The organism is Promicromonospora alba, from assembly GCF_042654905.1.
In the GTDB taxonomy this organism is placed as follows: Bacteria; Actinomycetota; Actinomycetes; order Actinomycetales; family Cellulomonadaceae; genus Promicromonospora; species Promicromonospora alba.
In genome coordinates this window covers 403,477-419,845 of record NZ_JBHSFI010000008.1, presented here as the reverse complement: position 1 = coordinate 419,845, position 16,369 = coordinate 403,477, and the positions used below count along the sequence as shown (strand labels likewise).

Below are 16,369 nucleotides of genomic sequence, written 5' to 3'. Positions count from 1 at the left end.
TGATGTTTCCCGAGGCGATCTCCAGCTCCGCCTGCGCCAGCCGGTCGAGCGGACCGAGGTCCTCGAGCCCGAGCAGGCAGACGACCTCACCGCGCGTGAAGCTCGACCAGGTGGCCGTGGCGACGTCCTCGGGGGACATCGCGACGGGAACGCGTGAGGCGCCGTCGTTCCACTCGGAGGAGACCAGCCCGGGACACACCACGGTGGCGTGCACCCCGGTGCCGTCCAGCTCGGTGGCGAGAACGCGAGCGAACGCGACGGGCCCGGCCTTCGCGCTCACGTAGAGCGCCCGCTTCGGCATGCCACGACTGTCTCCCGCACGGGCCGGAGCCCCTGCACTGAAGGCGAGGGTCGAGGACACGGCGATGATCCCGCCGCGTCCGCGTCCGAGCATGCCGGGCAGTACCGCTCGCGCAAGGAACGGCGTCGCGTCAGCGTTCAGGGTCCAGGCCCGGTCCAGGTCCTCCGGGGCGATCTCCTCGAACGGCCCGTACGCACTGACCCCCGCGTTGGAGACCAGCACGTCGATGTCCCCGGCAGCAGCACGGTCGGCGACCAGCTGGATCCCGGCACGCTCGGAGAGGTCGACCGAGATGACCTCGCTCGCCGCGCCGACGTCCGCCAGCTCCTTCGCGAGCACCTCCAGCTGTTCGCGCCGGCGGGCGACCAGGACCAGGTCGTACCCGTCGGCGGCCAGCGTCGCCGCCATGGCCTCGCCGATTCCACTGCTTGTTCCGGTGATGAGAGCGATAGGCCGGTCTGCCATGGTCGTGCTCTTTGCGATTCGGGTGTCGTCCGTGCCTCACCGGGGCGGAGCTGGCCCGCCGGCTCGACGTCACACCCCAGGCGGTCGCGTCCCTCGTCGCGCGGCTGGACGACAAGGGCCAGCTGGAGCGCCGCGCGCATCCCCGCCACCGGCACATCCAGGAGCTGCACCTCACCGACGCCGTCCGCGACACGAAGTGATCGGTACCGTGATCGGTATCGACGTGCTCAGGATCGGCGGAGCGCCGCGGGCCGGAGCCAGGTGACGCTGCGCCACAGCCACTCGACCGGACCGTAGACGAAGTACTTGAGCCAGAGGCGGCTGAGCACGGACTGCACGGCGATCACCACGAGGGCCAGCACGACGACAGGCGTCACGCTGGTCATCTGGCCGAAGTCCACGAGCTGCGCGGCCAGGGCCATCACGATCGCGGCCGCTACGTAGTTCGTCAGCGCCATCCGGCCCAGCGGCTCGAACACCGCGGCGATCACCCGCCGCGCGGGCGTGTGCCACAGCAGCGCAAGACCCGTGACGTAGAGCACGGCCATGACCAGGCCCGCGATACCGCCCGGGTTCGTGAACCGCGGGTCGCTGGGAGCGGTCAGCTGCCACATCAGGGCAGGCACGGTCAGCACGGCGGCGACGGCGAACGCGATGGCGACGGTCTTGCGCGAGGTCTCGAGGACGCGGGGCAGACCGAAGGCCGCCGCGCCGGCGCCGAGCAGGATGAGGCCGGGGAGGGACACGATGCCACCGCCGAACATGGCGTATGCCGCGACCGTGAGCACGACGCCTGCCCCGAGGGCCACCCAGCGCGGCGCGAAGTGGACGACCGGCAGCATCAGCAGGCCGACGACGGCGTACTCCAGGAGCACGTTGCCGGGGTAGACGAGCATGAGGAGCCCGCCGATGGCAGCGAGCCCCAGCAGACGGCGGACCAGCACCAGGCCTGGGCGCTGGGACCGGTTGCGGGCGCCGTCGAGCACTATCCAGAGGCTCATGCCGAACAGGAAGACGAAGATGGGCACGAAGCGGGTCTGGACCGTGAGGAAGAGTGCGTCCCGCACCGGGTCCGGGACGATGGCGCCGCCCGCCAGGATGCGGTCCATCCCGGGGCTGATGATGTCGATCGCGTTGACCAGCAGGATCCCGAGGACCGCAAACCCGCGCAGTGAGTCGATGAAGTGCCAGCGCTGCCGCGTCTCTGCCCGCGGAGCCGCGGCGAGTGCAGTGGTTGTGCTCATGCCTACCATCCAAGCGATCGGACTCCCGCCGGTCGTCAACCCACGGGCCCAGGTTCGGTGGTCACGAGCTACGGGTAAGCCCTGTGCGCCGCGCCCTGCCGGTCAGGGCCTGTCCATGGGTGACAAGCAGGTGTCCGCAGCGGAGCCGGTAGTCGGTGCTCGACGAGAGCGGCGAGGAGCAACTGCTTCATGACCCGTCCCTCACCTGCCGGAGTCGGCCTCGCTGACCGCGCCGGCGGCGAAGGCGGCCGACGTCAGGCCGGTCCGAGCGCGGAAGAACCGTCCGAAGTTCCCGGGGTCGGTGAACCCGAGATGCGTCGCCACGGCCCGGGCGTCCCAGCCGGCGACCCCTAGCAGGCGGCGGGCTTCGAGGAGTCGTCGCTCGTCGATGACCTCACGTGCTCCCTTGCCGGTGGCATCCCGGGTGGCGCGGCTGAGGGTACGGATCGAGCAGCCCAGCAGCCGAGCATATTCAGCGACATGGATGAACGGGCCGCGGGCAGCGCTCGGCGGGTGCCAGCACTGTGCGTGCCCGGGACGGACCCACAGCCACTGGCCGGGCGCCACGGTCTGCGTGACGTGGTCGACGTCGTGGAGCAGCTCGCCCTCGGTGACCAGGATCAGGTAGTGGAAGGTGGCACGGCCCGGACGGGACGTGTCCCACGGCCAGGGATCGTGCTTCGCGAAGAAGTCCTCGATGGTGTTCACCTCGAGGCCGTACGGCGTGCCGACCGGAGGGTCGAACTCGTACAGCGGAACCGCGGCCCGCCCTCGGCGTCTGCCTCGCGACGAACCCTTGGAGAACGGCCGTCGCTTGTCGATCGTCACGTGTCCACCAACCAGTCAGTAGAGCGACACATGTACCTCAAGGTAGGAGACGGGCGAGGACTCCGCGTGCCAGCGCCGCGGGCTCCTCACCTTCGACGTGCAGCCGAAGGCTGGTCGGCAGCTGCGGCAGGTGCTGCGAGTAGGCCTCGTGATCGCCGCGGAGGAAGGCCGGATCCTGGCTGATCCCGCGTCCGGAGTCCGCCCTCGCCCGAGCGAGAGAGGCGTCGAGGTCGGCGGTCAGCACGACGTGGAAGACGTCGGTGCCCTCCGGCACCTGGTCGAGCACCTGCTGCACCTCGGCCGGGCTCGAGGTGCCCTCGTCGACCACGATGTCGACGCCGGTCCTCAGCCAGGCGCCGACCAGCTGCGCGTGGACTCCGTGCGCCCAGTCCCAGCTCGGCAGCGTCGGCAGCGCCATCTCCGCGATGGTGTCGAGGTCGGCGAGCGCGACAGAGAAGCCCTCCAGGCGCAACAGCCGGACAAGCTCTCCGGCCACCGTGCTCTTGCCCGATGCGATCGGTCCGCTGATCATAACCAGCCGAGGAACGGTGTGGTCCTGGGTCCTGTCACTCACCCGTTGATCGTGCCATGGCTACTCGTCGAGAGAGAACGTCAGACGCCGTTCGAGCACGTCCTCCGCGACGGATCGCAGGCTCGTGGATCGCGAGAAGGCATTCGCCCGGATCACCGCGAGCGCATCCTCGACGCCTATCCCCAGTTGGGCGATGACCATTCCGGCTGCCCGATGAAGCCAGGCTCGCTCCGACCCGTCAAGCAGCTCGGTGTCCCCCAGCAGGGACGCCCCGACGATGTCGGCGAGGAACCGCAGGTCCTGCGCACTGCGGGCTTGCGGATCATCCGTCACATAGAGGCTGAGCACCCCGACGACCTGACCGCCTGCCCGCATCGGCACCGCGTACAGCGTCACCTTGTCGCCGACCGGACCGGCCAGCTGTGAGAAGACGGGATACTCGTCCACCACCGCACCGAGGTGCGTGACCACGGGCTGGTCCTCGGCCATCGCCTGCGGCACCGGCCCTTCGCCCAGAACCTCCTGCAGTGGTTCGAGGTCCTCGAACACCCCTGGTGTGCTGACGGCGACCCGCTCGCCCGGCCCGCCCACGACAGTAAGAGCTCCGCCCTGCGCCCCGAGGGCGTCCACGCACGCCTCGCACAGCCGCATCGCCCACGGACGGACAGTGTCCTTCGCGAGAGATCTCGCGAGCAGGCCAAGAAGTTGTGGCACGTCCATTCGTGCGTCACCTCCCTTGCCCCCACCCTCACTCTTGCACTACGACCTTCCAGTCGCATCGTCCCGTTTGTCACCGTGTCGGGGACGCGAGACCGCCGGAGCGTCAGAGATCGTCCGGGCGGATCGGGTTGGCCAGGAACTCGTCGATGGCCTCACTGGTCGGGAACTCGGTGACGTCCGGCCCGGAGAACAGCTGCACCAGGGAATAAGCGATGTCCCGTAGAGGGATGTTCGACTGGTTGGACGCTTCGCGCAGCTGGTCGAACGCGGCTTCTTCCTCGATGCCGTGAATGACCATGAGGATGCCCTTGGCCTGCTCGATGACCGATCGCCGCTCCGAGGATGCCTGGATCGAGGCCGACGCCTCTCGTGCCGCCGCCTCCCGTTGCGCCTTGGTGACGTCGATGAAGTACCCGAACAGCTCCGTCACCTGACCGGTGACGGGATCGCGACGGCCCTGACCGGTCACGGCCAGTGTGCGGGTCTTTCCTGCGGCGTCCACGATGCGATGCACCGAGCTGAACGGCTGCCCTGTCTCCGCCGCATGCCGCAGCACGCCGTCGACCCGGGCACGGTCGTCCGGGTGCTTGTGCGCGAGCATCAGGGGCGTCGTCGGCACGATGTCGCCCGGCTCGAAACCGTGCATCACGTAGACCTCGTCCGACCACGCCCACTCCCCTGTGGCAAGGTCGAGCCGGTAACGCCCGACCGGCGGCCTGGCACCCCCAGCGAGCGCCTTCTCGATGTCACTGTCCAACGGTGGCTGGCCGGGCTCAGATATGGAGTTCACGAAGGTCCTCTTCAGGGCTGAGTCGTACGGCCGGTGCCCTTACAGCGGAGGGCACAGGACCTGGGGGAGGTCAGGATAGCGTGGAGCGAACCCCTCGCTGGCGGACGGATTCAGTCCTGGACCGACGCGGCGACCAGCCAGGCCGTGAGCAGCACGATCACGACCATCAGGGTGGTCTCTCGTCCCGCACTGCGCAGCAGCACGCCGCCCGCCCTGTTTGAGCGGCCGGCATGCCGCACCACGCCGCGGCGTCGGGCCGTGAGCCTCGGCACGACGTGGAAGTGGTTGTACGCGCCGACCACGCCGACCACCAGGACGACGCCGACCTTGGCCAGCAGCAGGAGTCCCCAGGTGCTCTGCCAGAGCTGCTCCGGGCGGTCCAGGATGCCGACCGCCAGCACCACCCCCGCCACTCCGACCACCGTGACCGAGAGGGCCGCGACGACGGAGAAGCGGGCGGCCATCAGTGCGGCGTCGAGGTCGTACCCGTTCCGGTGCCGGGCGCGCAGCAGGAGGCCCATCGAGACGACGCCGCCCACCCACGTGGCGGCGGCCGCGAGGTGTGCGACGTCGGCGGTCACGATGAGCCATCGTGGCTCGACGGTGTTGCTGTGGCCGCCGAGCACGTGCCCGGCGAACACCAGCACCCCACCGATCACGGCGAGCCATGAACCGCGCAAGGTCCGCCGGGCGCCCACCGCGAGCGCGACAGCACCAGCGGCCTGAAGGCCGACCTCCCGGAGGGTGGTGCCGGTGAGCGAGTTCGAGATCGCCGACGGTGAGACGGCCGCGGCGAGGTCGCCATGGGCGACGAACACCGATCCGGCCAGTACCCGGACAGCGAGCCCGCCGAGGATCAGTACGCCCGCCCAGCGAGCGAGCCGCAGCACGACCGGCGCGTCCGCCTCGTCGCGCCCTCGGAGCACGAAGGCCGTGAACGCCAGGGCACCGGCGGCGACCAGCCCGCTCCAGAGCGTGATCGCGCTGCCGAGCCGGGCGACGGCCGCAGCGACATCGGTCGTCGGGCTGTCCATCGCGGACGGTTCGTGGCCCATGTCGTGGTCCATACCGCTCATGTCGTGACCCGCACCGGGGCTCGCGCCCGCCGACGGCGTTCCCGTGCCTCCGGTCGGCTCACCCGGGCCCGCACCCGTGCCCGCACCCGTGCCCGTGCCCGTGCCCGTGACGGTGAAGCCGAAGGTGCCCTCCAGCGGGTGGCCGTCCTGGGCCGCTGCCGTCCAGGTGACCGTGTAGTCGCCGGCGGTCAGTGCCTCGGACGGTGTCGCCACCAGGACCAGGCCGTCCCCTGCGGCAGCGACGTCGGCCACGACGGCGCCCTCCGGCCCGTCGATCACGATCCCCTCGCCGAGCTGGCTCACCGGCAGCGTGAACCGCAGCGTGACCTCGGTGACGGGACTGTCCGACGTCGACCCGGCGGCGGGTACGGAGGATTCGAGCCGGGTGTGGGCGGTGGCGGACGGCGCGCACCACAGCGCGAGCATGAGCGCCGCGAGCACTCCGACGGTCGCCCGGACCACGACCGCGCCGGAGCGCGAGGTTCGGCGCATGTGCGGACTCCTTCACAGCAGGGGTGGTGCGCCGGCGTGTGCCGGCGCACCACCGGAGGGTCACATCGAGGCGAGGAGGTCCTCCATCGTCGCGATCTCGGCCTGCTGCGTGTCGACTATCGTCTGCGCCATCTCTACCGCGCCCGTGTCCTGACCGGACTCGATCTCGGTCTGCGCCATCTCTACCGCGCCCTGGTGGTGCGCGATCATCTGCTCCAGGAACAGCCGGTTCGCCTCGGGGCCTGCGGCGTCGGCGAGCGCCTGCATGTCCTCCTCGGACATCATGCCGCTCATCCCGGCGTGGCCCGAGTGCTCAGCGGTGCGCTCGGCGCCCCAGGTGTCCAGCCACAGACCGAGCTCCTCGATCTCGGGCGCCTGGGCGGCCTTGACCTGGGTGGCGAGCTCCGTGATCTGGGGGTCGGCGTCGGGCTTGCCCAGGACGACGTCGGCCATCTCGATCGCCTGCTCGTGGTGCGGGATCATCATCTGCGCGAACATGACGTCCGCGTCGTTGTGCTCTGCGTGCTCGCCGGCCACGGTAGTGGTGTCCTGCGCGGGCTCCTCGCCCGAGCAGCCCGCGAGGGCAAGTGCTCCGGCCAGGACGATGACAGACATAACGGTGCGCTTCATGGGGTCTTCCTCTAGCTCGTCTCTCGGGTAACAGTCACTGACCCGGCCGCGCTGGGGCACGGCGGGGCTGTCGGGCCGGCGCGGGGAGGCGCCGGACCCGGGTCTACGTCCGAGAGATGCAGAGCTCGTGCAAGGAAGGAGCGGCGACGGCGCGGACGCCGACCAGCGCCGGCGTCAGGGCCATCGCCAGCTCGAGCGGGGCCCGCCACAGCAGCCGACGTGCGGGCGCGACCAGGGCCAGGAGCGCGACGAGGACCATGAGGCACATCGCCGTCACGAGGCCGTCGCCGCAACATCCCTCGCAGTCGCCCGCGCCCTGTTCGCCGTGGCCGTCCGGCGCCTCCGCCACAGCGCGGACGACGGCGGTGGTGGCGACGACTGCGGCAGCGGCGGTCACCTGCTCCGCGACGACCACGGGGGCCTCGTGCGGTACGGCGTGCGAGTGCGTGATCGGTGACCCGCTCATCGAGTGCATGGTGACCACGCCGACGATCACCGTCAGGATCGCCAGCACGCCGACCGGGCGCCGGCGAGGCCCGGCGACCGTCGAACGAAGAAGCGAGATCACACGCACGGCACGGAGGCTATCCCACCGCCGATGGGGATGAAACCGCGGCCCCATGCTGTCCCTCCCTCGTCGGCGTGCGGGGCGGGCACAGCACCCGCCCCGCACGCCTGGTAGGTCAGCCGACCCGCAGGACTACCGGGTTGGACTGCCAGACCTGGGTGTACCGGACCGACTTGCCCGGCACCGGCGCCTCGATCTGCATGCCGTCACCGGCGTAGATCGCGATGTGGCCGGGCGACCAGAGCAGGTCACCGGGCTGCGCCTGGGACCAGGGCACCTCGGTCCCCGCGTACCGCTGCTCGGACGACGTCCGGGGAAGGTTGATCCCGACCTGCGCGAAGACGTAGGACGTGAACCCGGAGCAGTCCATCCCGGCCGGGGTCTCGCCGCCCCACAGGTACGGCACCCCGAGGTACCGCATCCCGATGGACACGATGGCCGATCCCTGGGCCGATGCCGGGATCTCCACGGCAGCAGCGGCCTCGGCGGCTGCGGCTGCCTCGGCCTCGGCCTCCGCTTCTGCCTCGGCGGCCAGCTCCGCCTGGTACTCCTCGTTCTCCTCGGCCGAGACGACGGAGACGGCGGCCGTCTCGATCTTCAGCTTGGCGTCGGTGGCGACGGTCACCACAGGGGCGGCGGCGACGGATTCCTTGGCCTGGGTGGTCAGGGCGTTGAGGTCGGTCGTGTTGAGCGTGCCGCTGACGGCCTTGCCGGCCAGCGACGAGCTGACCTCTGTGGCCGGTGCCGCCTGGGCAGACGGGGCCACCAGGGACAGCAGCACGCCGGAACCGGCTGCTGCTGCCACGGCGGTACGGCCGGCGAACGCGGCGGCCTGCTCGGTGGCGGTCCGGGCGACGTCGGCCAGGACGGGGCGGCGTGCCGCCCGATGACGACCACGGCCGCGCACGGCCGGGTTCAGGGTGAAGCTGGGCTCCATGAAAGCTGGGACCTTTCGGATCGGAGTAGAACCACACGCGCGGCCCGGTGTTCGGGGCGCGCTGAACCGGCCGACACCTGAATGGGGTGGTGTCGACGGGATGTGGTGGTCTACGTCCGGGAGATCCCGAGGGCGTGCAGCGACGGCGCCGCGGCTACGGCCAGTCCTGCCGGCTCTTGAAGGCAGTGGTGCGCGAGCTCGGGTACCAGCCACTGCATGGCGAGGGCCGGAGCCCTTGCCAGGTCTACCGAGGGCGACACGGTCCGGTCGGACCGCGCGGTCACCGGGCGATCTTCGGCGCAGTGGTTCGGACCCTCGCCGTGACCGTCGCCGTGGTGTCCGGCAGCCACGCCGGTGACCTGGTCCGGGGCGGTCGCCGCGGCCTGCGCCGCGTCATGATCCACCGCGCCGTACGCGGACGTGCCGCCGTGACCGGCGCCGTCCAGGTGGACACCGCAGACGGCCTGCACGCCCAGGACCACGAGCACCAGGAACATGGCCGTCAGGACGCTCGTGAGCCCACGCCGAGGAGCGGCGAGCGGCGAACGGGCGGGACGTGTCAGGTTCATGGCGAGCCCAAGAGTAACGGAATGGACACGGTGGGCGGCAACCCTGCGCTGTGATCAGGCTCGTAGGGCGGGATGATGCGCAGACGACGCGCCGCACCGAGCAGCGCGCCGTCGCACCCAGGGGAAAGAAGAACCATGAACCACACAGCGATAGTCACCGGCGGCGCCGGCGGCATGGGCCTCGCGACAGCGAGGATTCTCGGCCGTGACCACCGCGTCGTCATCGCCGACGTGAACCAGGAACGCCTCGACGACGCGGTGGCACAGCTGACCAAGGACGGCGTCGAGGCCGTCTCCGCCCGCTGCGACATCACCAGCCGGCAGTCGGTCGAGGACCTGTTCGGCGAGGCCGACGCCGACGGCACCCTGCGCGCGGTCGTGCACAGCGCCGGCGTCAGCCCGCAGATGGGTGACGCCGGGAAGATGATCGCCATCAACGCCCTGGGGACGATCCATGTCACCGAGGCCGCCCTCGCCCTCGCCGGCGAGGGTTTCGCCGTGGTCAACGTGGCCTCGTCCGCCGCTCACATGGCGCCCCGGGCCCTGGTATCCCACCGTACGTACCGGCTGGCGTTCACCGACCCCGCCCGCTTCGTGTCCCGGCTCACCGCCCGCGCGAACCTGCTGCCGGGCAACCTGCGCTCCGGGCTGGCCTACGCCCTGAGCAAGAACTTCGTCATGTGGTACTCCCAGGAGATGGCCGCCCGGTTCGGCGCCCAGGGTGCACGCATCCTGTCCGTCTCCCCCGGCAGCTTCGACACCACGATGGGCCGGCTGGAGGAGAAGAGCGGATCGCACAAGCTCGTCGAGTACGCAGCCCTGCACCGCTACGGGAAGCCCGAGGAGATCGCCGAGGTCCTCGCCTTCTGCGCCAGTGACCGGCCGGGCTACCTCACCGGCGTCGACATCCTGTGCGACGGCGGGACCAAGGCCGGGCTCGACCTCAAGGGCACCCTCGCCATGGCGCGAGGCAACTGAACCCGGCACGGCCGCGGGGAATCCAGGTGCGCGCCACATCGCGCGTCTGCGAGCATGCGCCGCTATGCAGACCGACGACTTCGCCGTCCGCCGTGCGGTCGACTCCGATGCCGCCTCGGTAGCCGCGGTATGGCTGCGTTCCTTCACGGCGGCGCTTCCGAGCGTGCGCCGAGCCCATACGGACCACGAGGTCCGGTCCTGGTTCCGCGAGGTGGTCGTGCCCGGTCAGGAGACGTGGGTGGCCACGGCCGAGGGCTCGGTGGTCGGGATGATGGTGGTGGACGGCGAATCCCTGGACCAGCTCTATCTCGACCCGGCCTGGCAGGGCCGGGGCATCGGCGGCCGGCTCGTGCACCTGGCGAAACAGCTTCGTCCGGCCGGGTTGGCGCTGTGGACGTTCCAGGTCAACGAGCCGGCACGCCGCTTCTACGAGCGGCACGGCTTCGTGGTCGCGGAGTACACCGACGGCCGCCACAACGAGGAGCACGAGCCGGACGTGCGGTACGTGTGGCGCCCTGGGGCACACGATCAAGGATGAGGACGAACGACGCTATCGGGATCGCGGCCATATCGACTGCCGCGGCCGAAGAGCCGGGTGCGATGCGGCGATGCCCCTCCGTCCCACAGGGAGACAGAGGGGCATGTCCGGTTCGTATTAGCTGATCTTGCGGCGGTAGGCCGACATCGCGAAGAAGTACGCGATGGCGAGGATGCCGACGCACCAGCCGAGCGCGACCCAGATGTCGGCACCCACCGGCTGCTGGGCCAGCAGGTCGCGGATCGTGTTGACGATGGAGGTGACGGGCTGGTTCTCGGCGAACCAGCGCACCGGGCCGGGCATGGTCTCGGTCGGGACGAAGGCCGAGCTGATGAAGGGCAGGAAGATCAGCGGGTAGGAGAAGGCGCTGGCGCCGTCGACGGTCTTGGCGGACAGGCCGGCGATGACGGCGAGCCAGGTCAGGGCCAGGGTGAAGAGGACCAGGATGCCCGCGACGCCGAGCCACGCCAGCACGCCCGCGCCGGAGCGGAAGCCCATCAGGAGGCCGACCAGGACGACGACCACCACCGAGACGATGTTGGCCACCAGTGACGTGAGCACGTGCGCCCACAGCACCGAGGAGCGAGCGATCGGCATGGACTGGAACCGCTCGAAGATACCGCCCTGGAGGTCGAGGAACAGCCGGTAGGCGGTGTAGGCGATGCCGGAGGCGATGGTGATGAGCAGGATGCCGGGCAGGAGGTAGTTGACGTAGTTGTCGGTACCGGTCTGGATGGCGCCGCCGAAGACGTAGACGAACAGCAGCATCATCGCAATCGGCGTGACCGCTGTCGTGACGATGGTGTCGGGGCTCCGGAGGATGTGGCTCAGGGATCGCCCGGTCAGGACGGCGGTGTCGCCGAAGAAGTGCTTGCTCATGACTGCTCCTTGCTGGACTCGTCGCTGGTTTCCTTGCCGGCCTTGCCGTTGGTGCCCACGAGCGTGAGGAAGATGTCCTCCAGGGAGGGCTGCTTCTCGACGTACTCGACCTTCGCCGGGGGCAGCAGCGCCTTGAGCTCGGCGAGCGTGCCGTTGGCGATGATGCGGCCCTGGTGGAGGATCGCGATCCGGTCGGCGAGCTGCTCGGCCTCGTCGAGGTACTGCGTGGTGAGCAGGACAGTGGTGCCCTGCTTGGCGAGCTCCGCGACGACCTGCCAGACCTCGATGCGGGCCTCGGGGTCGAGGCCGGTGGTGGGCTCGTCGAGGAAGATGATCGGCGGGTTGCCGATCAGGCTCATCGCGATGTCCAGCCGGCGCCGCATGCCGCCCGAGTACGTCCCGGCCTTCCGCGATCCCGCGTCGACCAGGTCGAACCGGGTCAGGAGGTCGTCGGCGATCTTGCCGGGGTCCTTGAGGTGGCGCAGCTTGGCGACCAGGACGAGGTTCTCCCGACCGGTCAGGACCTCGTCGACCGCAGCGAACTGCCCGGTCAGGCTGATCGACTCCCGGACGCGCTGCGCGTCCTTCGTGACGTCGAACCCGAGGACGGTCGCCGTACCGGCGTCCGGCCGCAGCAGCGTCGACAGGATCCGCACCATCGTGGTCTTGCCCGCACCGTTGGAGCCCAGCAGCGCGAAGATGCTGCCACGCGCCACCTCGAAGTCCACGCCCTTCAGGACGTGCAGGTCCTTGTAGGACTTCTCCATACCCTGCACCCAGATCGCAGGTTCGCGTCCTGCTCGGGTCGTTGCCTCGGTACTCATCTGATTCCCTCTCGTCACGTTCTCGAAGTTCCGGATCACCCCGCCTGCCGGGCCGGGCCGCCGTGGCGGCCCGGCCGGGTTCGGAGTGTTGTCAGAGGCTGCGGGCGGCGATGTCGCCCTGGGTGGTGGTCGCGTGGATCTCCACCTCGGCGGCACCGGTGTTCTTGAGCGCGTTCTCGATCCGGCCCATGGAGGTACCGGCGCCCAGGGACGCGGAGACGCCGGCGGCGACGCCCACAGTCACGTTGCCCGCCTGGGTGCTCAGCACGACCTTGCCCCGGGCCGCCTCGACGACGTTGATGTCGCCCTGCATGGTGCTGATCTCCCCGGGACCGTTCAGACGACCGACCGAGACGTCACCGGCCTGGGCTGTGAGCTTGACGCTCGCTGCCTCGTCAAGCTTGATCTCGCCGTAGGCCTCGTGGGTGACGACGCCGAACCGGCCGACGCCGCGCAGCTCGGCGGTGGCCGCCTTGCCCTCGACGCCGGAGCCGGCGGGAAGCTGGACGGTCACCTCGATGGCCCCGGAGGCGCCGAGGACCTCGTGCTTCACCGGCGTCACGATCCGCAGGACGCCGTCGGCGTACTCGACGGTGGTCCGTTCTGCGGCCTTCACGTCGCGGCCCTTGGTGGCGTCCGCCGGCAGGACCTCGACCACGGTGTCGGCCCGGTCAGCGGCGATCAGCTGCACCCGTGCGGCGGGGACGTCCAGGACGGCGGTGATCGGGTTCGGGGTGTCGAAGTTCTGCATGATGCTCAGCTCCTGTGCTCGGTGGTGCCCGTACTTTCTGATGTCGCAAACGCTACGTTGCGTTCGCAGATCGGGCAACACTCGTGTTGCATTGCTTCCGTCTTTGCGCAGGTCAGAACGTATAAATCGTTGCGCTATGTGTGGAATTAACGCAACACACTTCCCGGCGAGCGTTGCACTGATGGAAGGTGAACGCTATTCTGGAGCTACTCACGAGCACCAAGGAGATCGCTATGCCGGGTGGCAGGCTCACCAAGCAGGAACGCCAGCAGATCGCGCTGGGTCTGGCCGACGACCTCGCTTACGCGGAGATCGCGCGACGGCTAGACCGGCCCACCTCGACGGTCACGCGCGAGGTCCTGCGCAACGGTGGCCCCGTCGACTACCGCGCCGACCTGGCCCACCGGGCCGCCGAGCGCCGCACCCACCGGCGCAAGCAGACGGCGCCCCGCGGGCAGGAGGCAGCCCCGCAGGCTCACGGACGCGACGCCGAAGCCGTGCGCGAGTTCGAGGAGTCCTTCACCACGCTCTTCATGCAGTCGGGCGTGCCGCGCATCGGCGCCGGAGTGCTGACCTGCCTCCTCACCAGCGACGCGGGCAGCGTCACGGCAGCCGAGCTCGCCCAGCGTCTCGAGGTCAGCCCAGCATCGGTGTCCAAGGCGATCTCGTTCCTCGAGGGCCAGGGCCTCGTCCGCCGCGAGCCCGGCGAGGGTCGCCGCGAGCGCTACGTCGCCGACAACGACGTCTGGTACCAGTCGATCATCGGCACCGCGCAGTCCAACGCCCTGCTCGCCACGTCCGCGCGGCAAGGGGTCAGCGTCCTCGGCCGCGACACCCCGGCCGGCGAGCGGCTCGAGAACATCGCCCGCTTCATGGACTTCATCAGCGAGAGCCTGGTGCGCGCGGCGGCCCAGGCTCGCGAGATCCTCCACACGAAGTCCGGGACACCCTCGGACGACCCGTCCTGAGCGACGATGCGAGGGCCGCCTGGGGCCGCGCTCGAACGAACACACCTCCCGGCCAACGAGAAAACCCCGCTTGACCGGAGCGTATGCCCTGGTCAAGCGGGGTTTCAGTCTGTGGAGCTAGGGGGATTCGAACCCCCGACCTCTTCTGGGGTGCCGAGTCACCGATGCGCTTACCTTTCCCGACGATCAAGACTGTGACGGGGCGCCGAACCGTCGGCCCGGCGCCCCGCTTCGCTACTTGATGTACTTCACCGGTTTGGTGGCGAGGCCGAGCAGGTACTCGAGCGGGCCGCGCTTGAAGAAGTGAGACCAGATCGCGGCGAAGACGATCGCTCCGACGATGAGCGTGAGCACCGGGATCCAGGAACCCTGGACGCCGCCTCCGGGCAGGGAGAGCGCGGACATGACCACGAAGTGGCCGACATAGGCCGTCAGGGACATCGTGCCGACCGCGACGATCGGCGTCATCAGGCGGCGCAGGCGCGGCAGGTGGTCCATCAGGAACGTCGCGCCCACGATCACCAGGATCGCGATGCCGACGCTGCCGATGATGTCGAACGTGGTCCCGCTGTGCGGCCCGGCGACGAGCAGGTCGTGAGCCGACGGCTGGTATTCGAACGACCCGCTGTCCATCGGCGGTTTCGACGAGCCTGACCACGAGCCGGAACCGGAGCCCGACCACGAACCAGACGATCCGTCCTCGGCCATGCTCCGAAGCGCGCCCTTGCCGGCCAGCAGCAGCGACAGGCCGTAGGCGACCGTCGTGAGTCCGGCGCCGAGGGCGGCGAGGCGCCGCTGGTTGGCGGGGGCGGACAGGTCGACGCGCCCCAGGGCCATACCAGCGACCACGAACGCGATCCAGGGGATCGTCGGGTAGAAGCCGGTGAACAGCAGGTCGATCACGCCGACGCCGCTGAGCTTCTCCAGCGGGTCGTACGCGTCCACGGTCTGCTGGACGGATCCGCTGAGCAGCGGGCGGATGAGGAACGCCAGCTGGGGCCCGGCGACCGCGAGTGCAGCCGCGGTGATCGCGAGCGTCTTCCCGCTCAGCTTGAGGAACATCATGGCGACGAGGAAGTAGACCCCGTAGAAGCCGATGATGATGACGTCGCCGTAGAGCTTCGCCAAGAGCGTGCCGAAGGCGAGCAGGACGACCGCGCGGATGGCGATACGCGCCTTCGCCTTCCGTCCGGCCAGGCCGGTCTTCGGCTCCTTTCGCCCCGCGATGAGCATCAGCGAGAAGCCCGCGAGGGTCGCGAACAGGACCGACGAGTGCCCGTCGGCCATGTACCGGACCCAGCTGCCGACGCCGCTCGTGGTCGAGAGCATCGGCCCGACGTGCACGGTGTACATACCGAACACGGCCACCGCGCGGGCCAGGTCCACTCCGACGAGGCGTCCCATCGACGCGTCGCCTTGCGAAGCGGGAGCGGTCGTAGCCGGATCGTCGGGTGTGCCGGGGGTCAGAAGCGAGGCGGGCGCATGCTCCTGCGGAGCTGCTTTCTCCTGCAGTGGCTGCAAATGAGTCATGGCTCAAACTCTGTGGTGAAGAGGGCGGCCCGGCCCATCCGGCAGTTCGCGGTATCCGACTCGGCGATCGGCGGGAGTTGCGACCCCCGACCGGCTGGGAAGTCGGCAGTCGACCGGATCGGTCCGCCGTTCTACGGCCGCATAACCTTTTCGAACCTGAAGAACCCCTCGCCGCCCGGCTCTTCGGCATGGTCCTCGTCCGCTTCCGCCCCATGCAAGTCGTGCGGGTCGGGGTGGCGTTCATTGAAGAACTCGACGATGTGGAACCCGCACTTGTTGACGTAGAAGTGGATGTTGCGCTGCTCGAAGTAGGGCGTTCCGGTCTCCCACACCTCGGTCTGCGGGTGTGCGGCTTCGATCGCTCTCCACGCCTTCAGGCCGATCCCGCGGCCATGGTGCTCCGGGGCGACGTAGAAGAAATTCAGCGAGTTGCGGTGCGTCCGGGCGTCGATCTGCAGCGCCGCGCCACCGACTACCGCTCCCTCGAGCAGCACGTAGTAGACGGCGGCTCCGGGCGCACGGAACGAGGCTCGGACGTCCTCGTCGGGAGGTATCGGGACCTCCTGCCCCCCGATGCCGTAGGCGGCGGCCGCTTCGGTGAACGCCCGCTGCAGCTCCTTCCGGAAGGCCGGGCGGTCGGCGTCATCCGCACGCACGAGCGTGACGTCAAGAGCGGTCATGTCGTTCTCCTTGTATCAAGTGGAGGCAAGCCGCTGGGCCGGAGCGAGCGCTCCGACCCAGCGGCCCCG

The 16,369-nt window shown here is 69.7% G+C and carries 20 protein-coding genes; 4 read left to right on the top strand and 16 right to left on the bottom strand.

Going from position 1 to position 16,369, the window contains the following annotated elements:
• Window positions 1-766 (bottom strand): SDR family NAD(P)-dependent oxidoreductase (locus tag ACFO6V_RS24490; protein ID WP_377140657.1); only part of this gene is annotated, 766 nt, incomplete at its 3' end.
• 11 nt (window positions 767-777) lie between these two features.
• Between ACFO6V_RS24490 and ACFO6V_RS24485 the strand changes: the two genes are divergently transcribed.
• Entirely contained in the window at window positions 778-966 is a 189-nt protein-coding gene (locus ACFO6V_RS24485) for a MarR family transcriptional regulator (protein ID WP_377140654.1), read from the top strand.
• Window positions 967-993: 27 nt separating this feature from the next.
• Here ACFO6V_RS24485 and ACFO6V_RS24480 read toward each other — a convergent pair whose 3' ends face one another.
• The 10 genes from ACFO6V_RS24480 to ACFO6V_RS24435 form a co-directional block, all read right to left on the bottom strand.
• A complete protein-coding gene (locus ACFO6V_RS24480; protein WP_377140652.1) occupies window positions 994-2,010 on the bottom strand; it encodes a DUF418 domain-containing protein in 1,017 nt (338 codons plus the stop codon).
• A 201-nt stretch (window positions 2,011-2,211) separates the two neighbouring features.
• Window positions 2,212-2,838 (bottom strand): helix-turn-helix domain-containing protein, encoded by a 627-nt coding sequence (locus ACFO6V_RS24475; protein ID WP_377140649.1) that lies wholly within the window; start codon window positions 2,836-2,838, stop codon window positions 2,212-2,214.
• A 37-nt stretch (window positions 2,839-2,875) separates the two neighbouring features.
• The gene (locus ACFO6V_RS24470) at window positions 2,876-3,370 is read right to left on the bottom strand and encodes an AAA family ATPase (RefSeq protein ID WP_377140646.1); all 495 of its coding nucleotides are present in this window, start codon (window positions 3,368-3,370) and stop codon (window positions 2,876-2,878) included.
• 60 nt (window positions 3,371-3,430) lie between these two features.
• Window positions 3,431-4,090, bottom strand: a complete 660-nt coding sequence (locus ACFO6V_RS24465; RefSeq protein ID WP_377140643.1) for a GAF and ANTAR domain-containing protein — start codon at window positions 4,088-4,090, stop codon at window positions 3,431-3,433.
• Between the two features lie 103 nt (window positions 4,091-4,193).
• Window positions 4,194-4,880, bottom strand: coding sequence for a PAS and ANTAR domain-containing protein (locus ACFO6V_RS24460; protein ID WP_377140641.1), 687 nt, complete (start codon window positions 4,878-4,880; stop codon window positions 4,194-4,196).
• A 110-nt stretch (window positions 4,881-4,990) separates the two neighbouring features.
• Window positions 4,991-6,448: a copper resistance CopC/CopD family protein gene (locus tag ACFO6V_RS24455; RefSeq protein ID WP_377140639.1), complete on the bottom strand. Its 1,458-nt coding sequence runs from the start codon at window positions 6,446-6,448 to the stop codon at window positions 4,991-4,993.
• Window positions 6,449-6,508: 60 nt separating this feature from the next.
• A complete protein-coding gene (locus ACFO6V_RS24450) occupies window positions 6,509-7,078 on the bottom strand; it encodes a DUF305 domain-containing protein (protein ID WP_377140637.1) in 570 nt (189 codons plus the stop codon).
• 103 nt (window positions 7,079-7,181) lie between these two features.
• The gene (locus ACFO6V_RS24445; RefSeq protein ID WP_377140635.1) at window positions 7,182-7,652 is read right to left on the bottom strand and encodes a hypothetical protein; all 471 of its coding nucleotides are present in this window, start codon (window positions 7,650-7,652) and stop codon (window positions 7,182-7,184) included.
• Between the two features lie 109 nt (window positions 7,653-7,761).
• Window positions 7,762-8,583, bottom strand: coding sequence for a C40 family peptidase (locus tag ACFO6V_RS24440; protein WP_377140633.1), 822 nt, complete (start codon window positions 8,581-8,583; stop codon window positions 7,762-7,764).
• A gap of 110 nt (window positions 8,584-8,693) precedes the next feature.
• Window positions 8,694-9,152, bottom strand: coding sequence for a hypothetical protein (locus tag ACFO6V_RS24435; protein ID WP_377140631.1), 459 nt, complete (start codon window positions 9,150-9,152; stop codon window positions 8,694-8,696).
• Window positions 9,153-9,287: 135 nt separating this feature from the next.
• Here ACFO6V_RS24435 and ACFO6V_RS24430 point away from each other — a divergent pair, with 135 nt between their 5' ends.
• Window positions 9,288-10,130: an SDR family NAD(P)-dependent oxidoreductase gene (locus ACFO6V_RS24430; protein WP_377140628.1), complete on the top strand. Its 843-nt coding sequence runs from the start codon at window positions 9,288-9,290 to the stop codon at window positions 10,128-10,130.
• Window positions 10,131-10,194: 64 nt separating this feature from the next.
• A complete protein-coding gene (locus tag ACFO6V_RS24425) occupies window positions 10,195-10,668 on the top strand; it encodes a GNAT family N-acetyltransferase (protein ID WP_377140625.1) in 474 nt (157 codons plus the stop codon).
• Window positions 10,669-10,785: 117 nt separating this feature from the next.
• On the opposite strand, the gene ACFO6V_RS24420 is transcribed toward ACFO6V_RS24425, so the two are convergent.
• The 3 genes from ACFO6V_RS24420 to ACFO6V_RS24410 form a co-directional block, all read right to left on the bottom strand.
• Entirely contained in the window at window positions 10,786-11,547 is a 762-nt protein-coding gene (locus ACFO6V_RS24420) for an ABC transporter permease (RefSeq protein ID WP_377140623.1), read from the bottom strand.
• Window positions 11,544-12,371, bottom strand: coding sequence for an ABC transporter ATP-binding protein (locus ACFO6V_RS24415; protein ID WP_377140620.1), 828 nt, complete (start codon window positions 12,369-12,371; stop codon window positions 11,544-11,546). The genes ACFO6V_RS24420 and ACFO6V_RS24415 overlap by 4 nt, the downstream gene beginning before the upstream one ends.
• 91 nt (window positions 12,372-12,462) lie before the next feature.
• Window positions 12,463-13,122, bottom strand: coding sequence for a DUF4097 family beta strand repeat-containing protein (locus ACFO6V_RS24410; RefSeq protein ID WP_377140617.1), 660 nt, complete (start codon window positions 13,120-13,122; stop codon window positions 12,463-12,465).
• A gap of 233 nt (window positions 13,123-13,355) precedes the next feature.
• On the opposite strand from ACFO6V_RS24410, the gene ACFO6V_RS24405 reads away from it, so the two are divergent.
• A complete protein-coding gene (locus ACFO6V_RS24405; RefSeq protein ID WP_377140615.1) occupies window positions 13,356-14,090 on the top strand; it encodes a GbsR/MarR family transcriptional regulator in 735 nt (244 codons plus the stop codon).
• A 234-nt stretch (window positions 14,091-14,324) separates the two neighbouring features.
• On the opposite strand, the gene ACFO6V_RS24400 is transcribed toward ACFO6V_RS24405, so the two are convergent.
• Entirely contained in the window at window positions 14,325-15,494 is a 1,170-nt protein-coding gene (locus ACFO6V_RS24400) for a DUF418 domain-containing protein (protein WP_377140612.1), read from the bottom strand.
• 257 nt (window positions 15,495-15,751) lie between these two features.
• The gene (locus ACFO6V_RS24395) at window positions 15,752-16,300 is read right to left on the bottom strand and encodes a GNAT family N-acetyltransferase (RefSeq protein WP_377140609.1); all 549 of its coding nucleotides are present in this window, start codon (window positions 16,298-16,300) and stop codon (window positions 15,752-15,754) included.
• Window positions 16,301-16,369 lie beyond the last annotated feature (69 nt).

Coding starts and splice junctions, on each gene's coding strand:
- ACFO6V_RS24420 (WP_377140623.1), bottom strand. CDS start 11,547: ATGAGCAAGCACTTCTTCGGCGACACCGCCGTCCTGACCGGGCGATCC.
- ACFO6V_RS24395 (WP_377140609.1), bottom strand. CDS start 16,300: ATGACCGCTCTTGACGTCACGCTCGTGCGTGCGGATGACGCCGACCGC.
- ACFO6V_RS24400 (WP_377140612.1), bottom strand. CDS start 15,494: ATGGGACGCCTCGTCGGAGTGGACCTGGCCCGCGCGGTGGCCGTGTTC.
- ACFO6V_RS24435 (WP_377140631.1), bottom strand. CDS start 9,152: ATGAACCTGACACGTCCCGCCCGTTCGCCGCTCGCCGCTCCTCGGCGT.
- ACFO6V_RS24430 (WP_377140628.1), top strand. CDS start 9,288: ATGAACCACACAGCGATAGTCACCGGCGGCGCCGGCGGCATGGGCCTC.
- ACFO6V_RS24455 (WP_377140639.1), bottom strand. CDS start 6,448: ATGCGCCGAACCTCGCGCTCCGGCGCGGTCGTGGTCCGGGCGACCGTC.
- ACFO6V_RS24415 (WP_377140620.1), bottom strand. CDS start 12,371: ATGAGTACCGAGGCAACGACCCGAGCAGGACGCGAACCTGCGATCTGG.
- ACFO6V_RS24480 (WP_377140652.1), bottom strand. CDS start 2,010: ATGAGCACAACCACTGCACTCGCCGCGGCTCCGCGGGCAGAGACGCGG.
- ACFO6V_RS24405 (WP_377140615.1), top strand. CDS start 13,356: ATGCCGGGTGGCAGGCTCACCAAGCAGGAACGCCAGCAGATCGCGCTG.
- ACFO6V_RS24440 (WP_377140633.1), bottom strand. CDS start 8,583: ATGGAGCCCAGCTTCACCCTGAACCCGGCCGTGCGCGGCCGTGGTCGT.
- ACFO6V_RS24410 (WP_377140617.1), bottom strand. CDS start 13,122: ATGCAGAACTTCGACACCCCGAACCCGATCACCGCCGTCCTGGACGTC.
- ACFO6V_RS24465 (WP_377140643.1), bottom strand. CDS start 4,090: ATGGACGTGCCACAACTTCTTGGCCTGCTCGCGAGATCTCTCGCGAAG.
- ACFO6V_RS24450 (WP_377140637.1), bottom strand. CDS start 7,078: ATGAAGCGCACCGTTATGTCTGTCATCGTCCTGGCCGGAGCACTTGCC.
- ACFO6V_RS24425 (WP_377140625.1), top strand. CDS start 10,195: ATGCAGACCGACGACTTCGCCGTCCGCCGTGCGGTCGACTCCGATGCC.
- ACFO6V_RS24470 (WP_377140646.1), bottom strand. CDS start 3,370: ATGATCAGCGGACCGATCGCATCGGGCAAGAGCACGGTGGCCGGAGAG.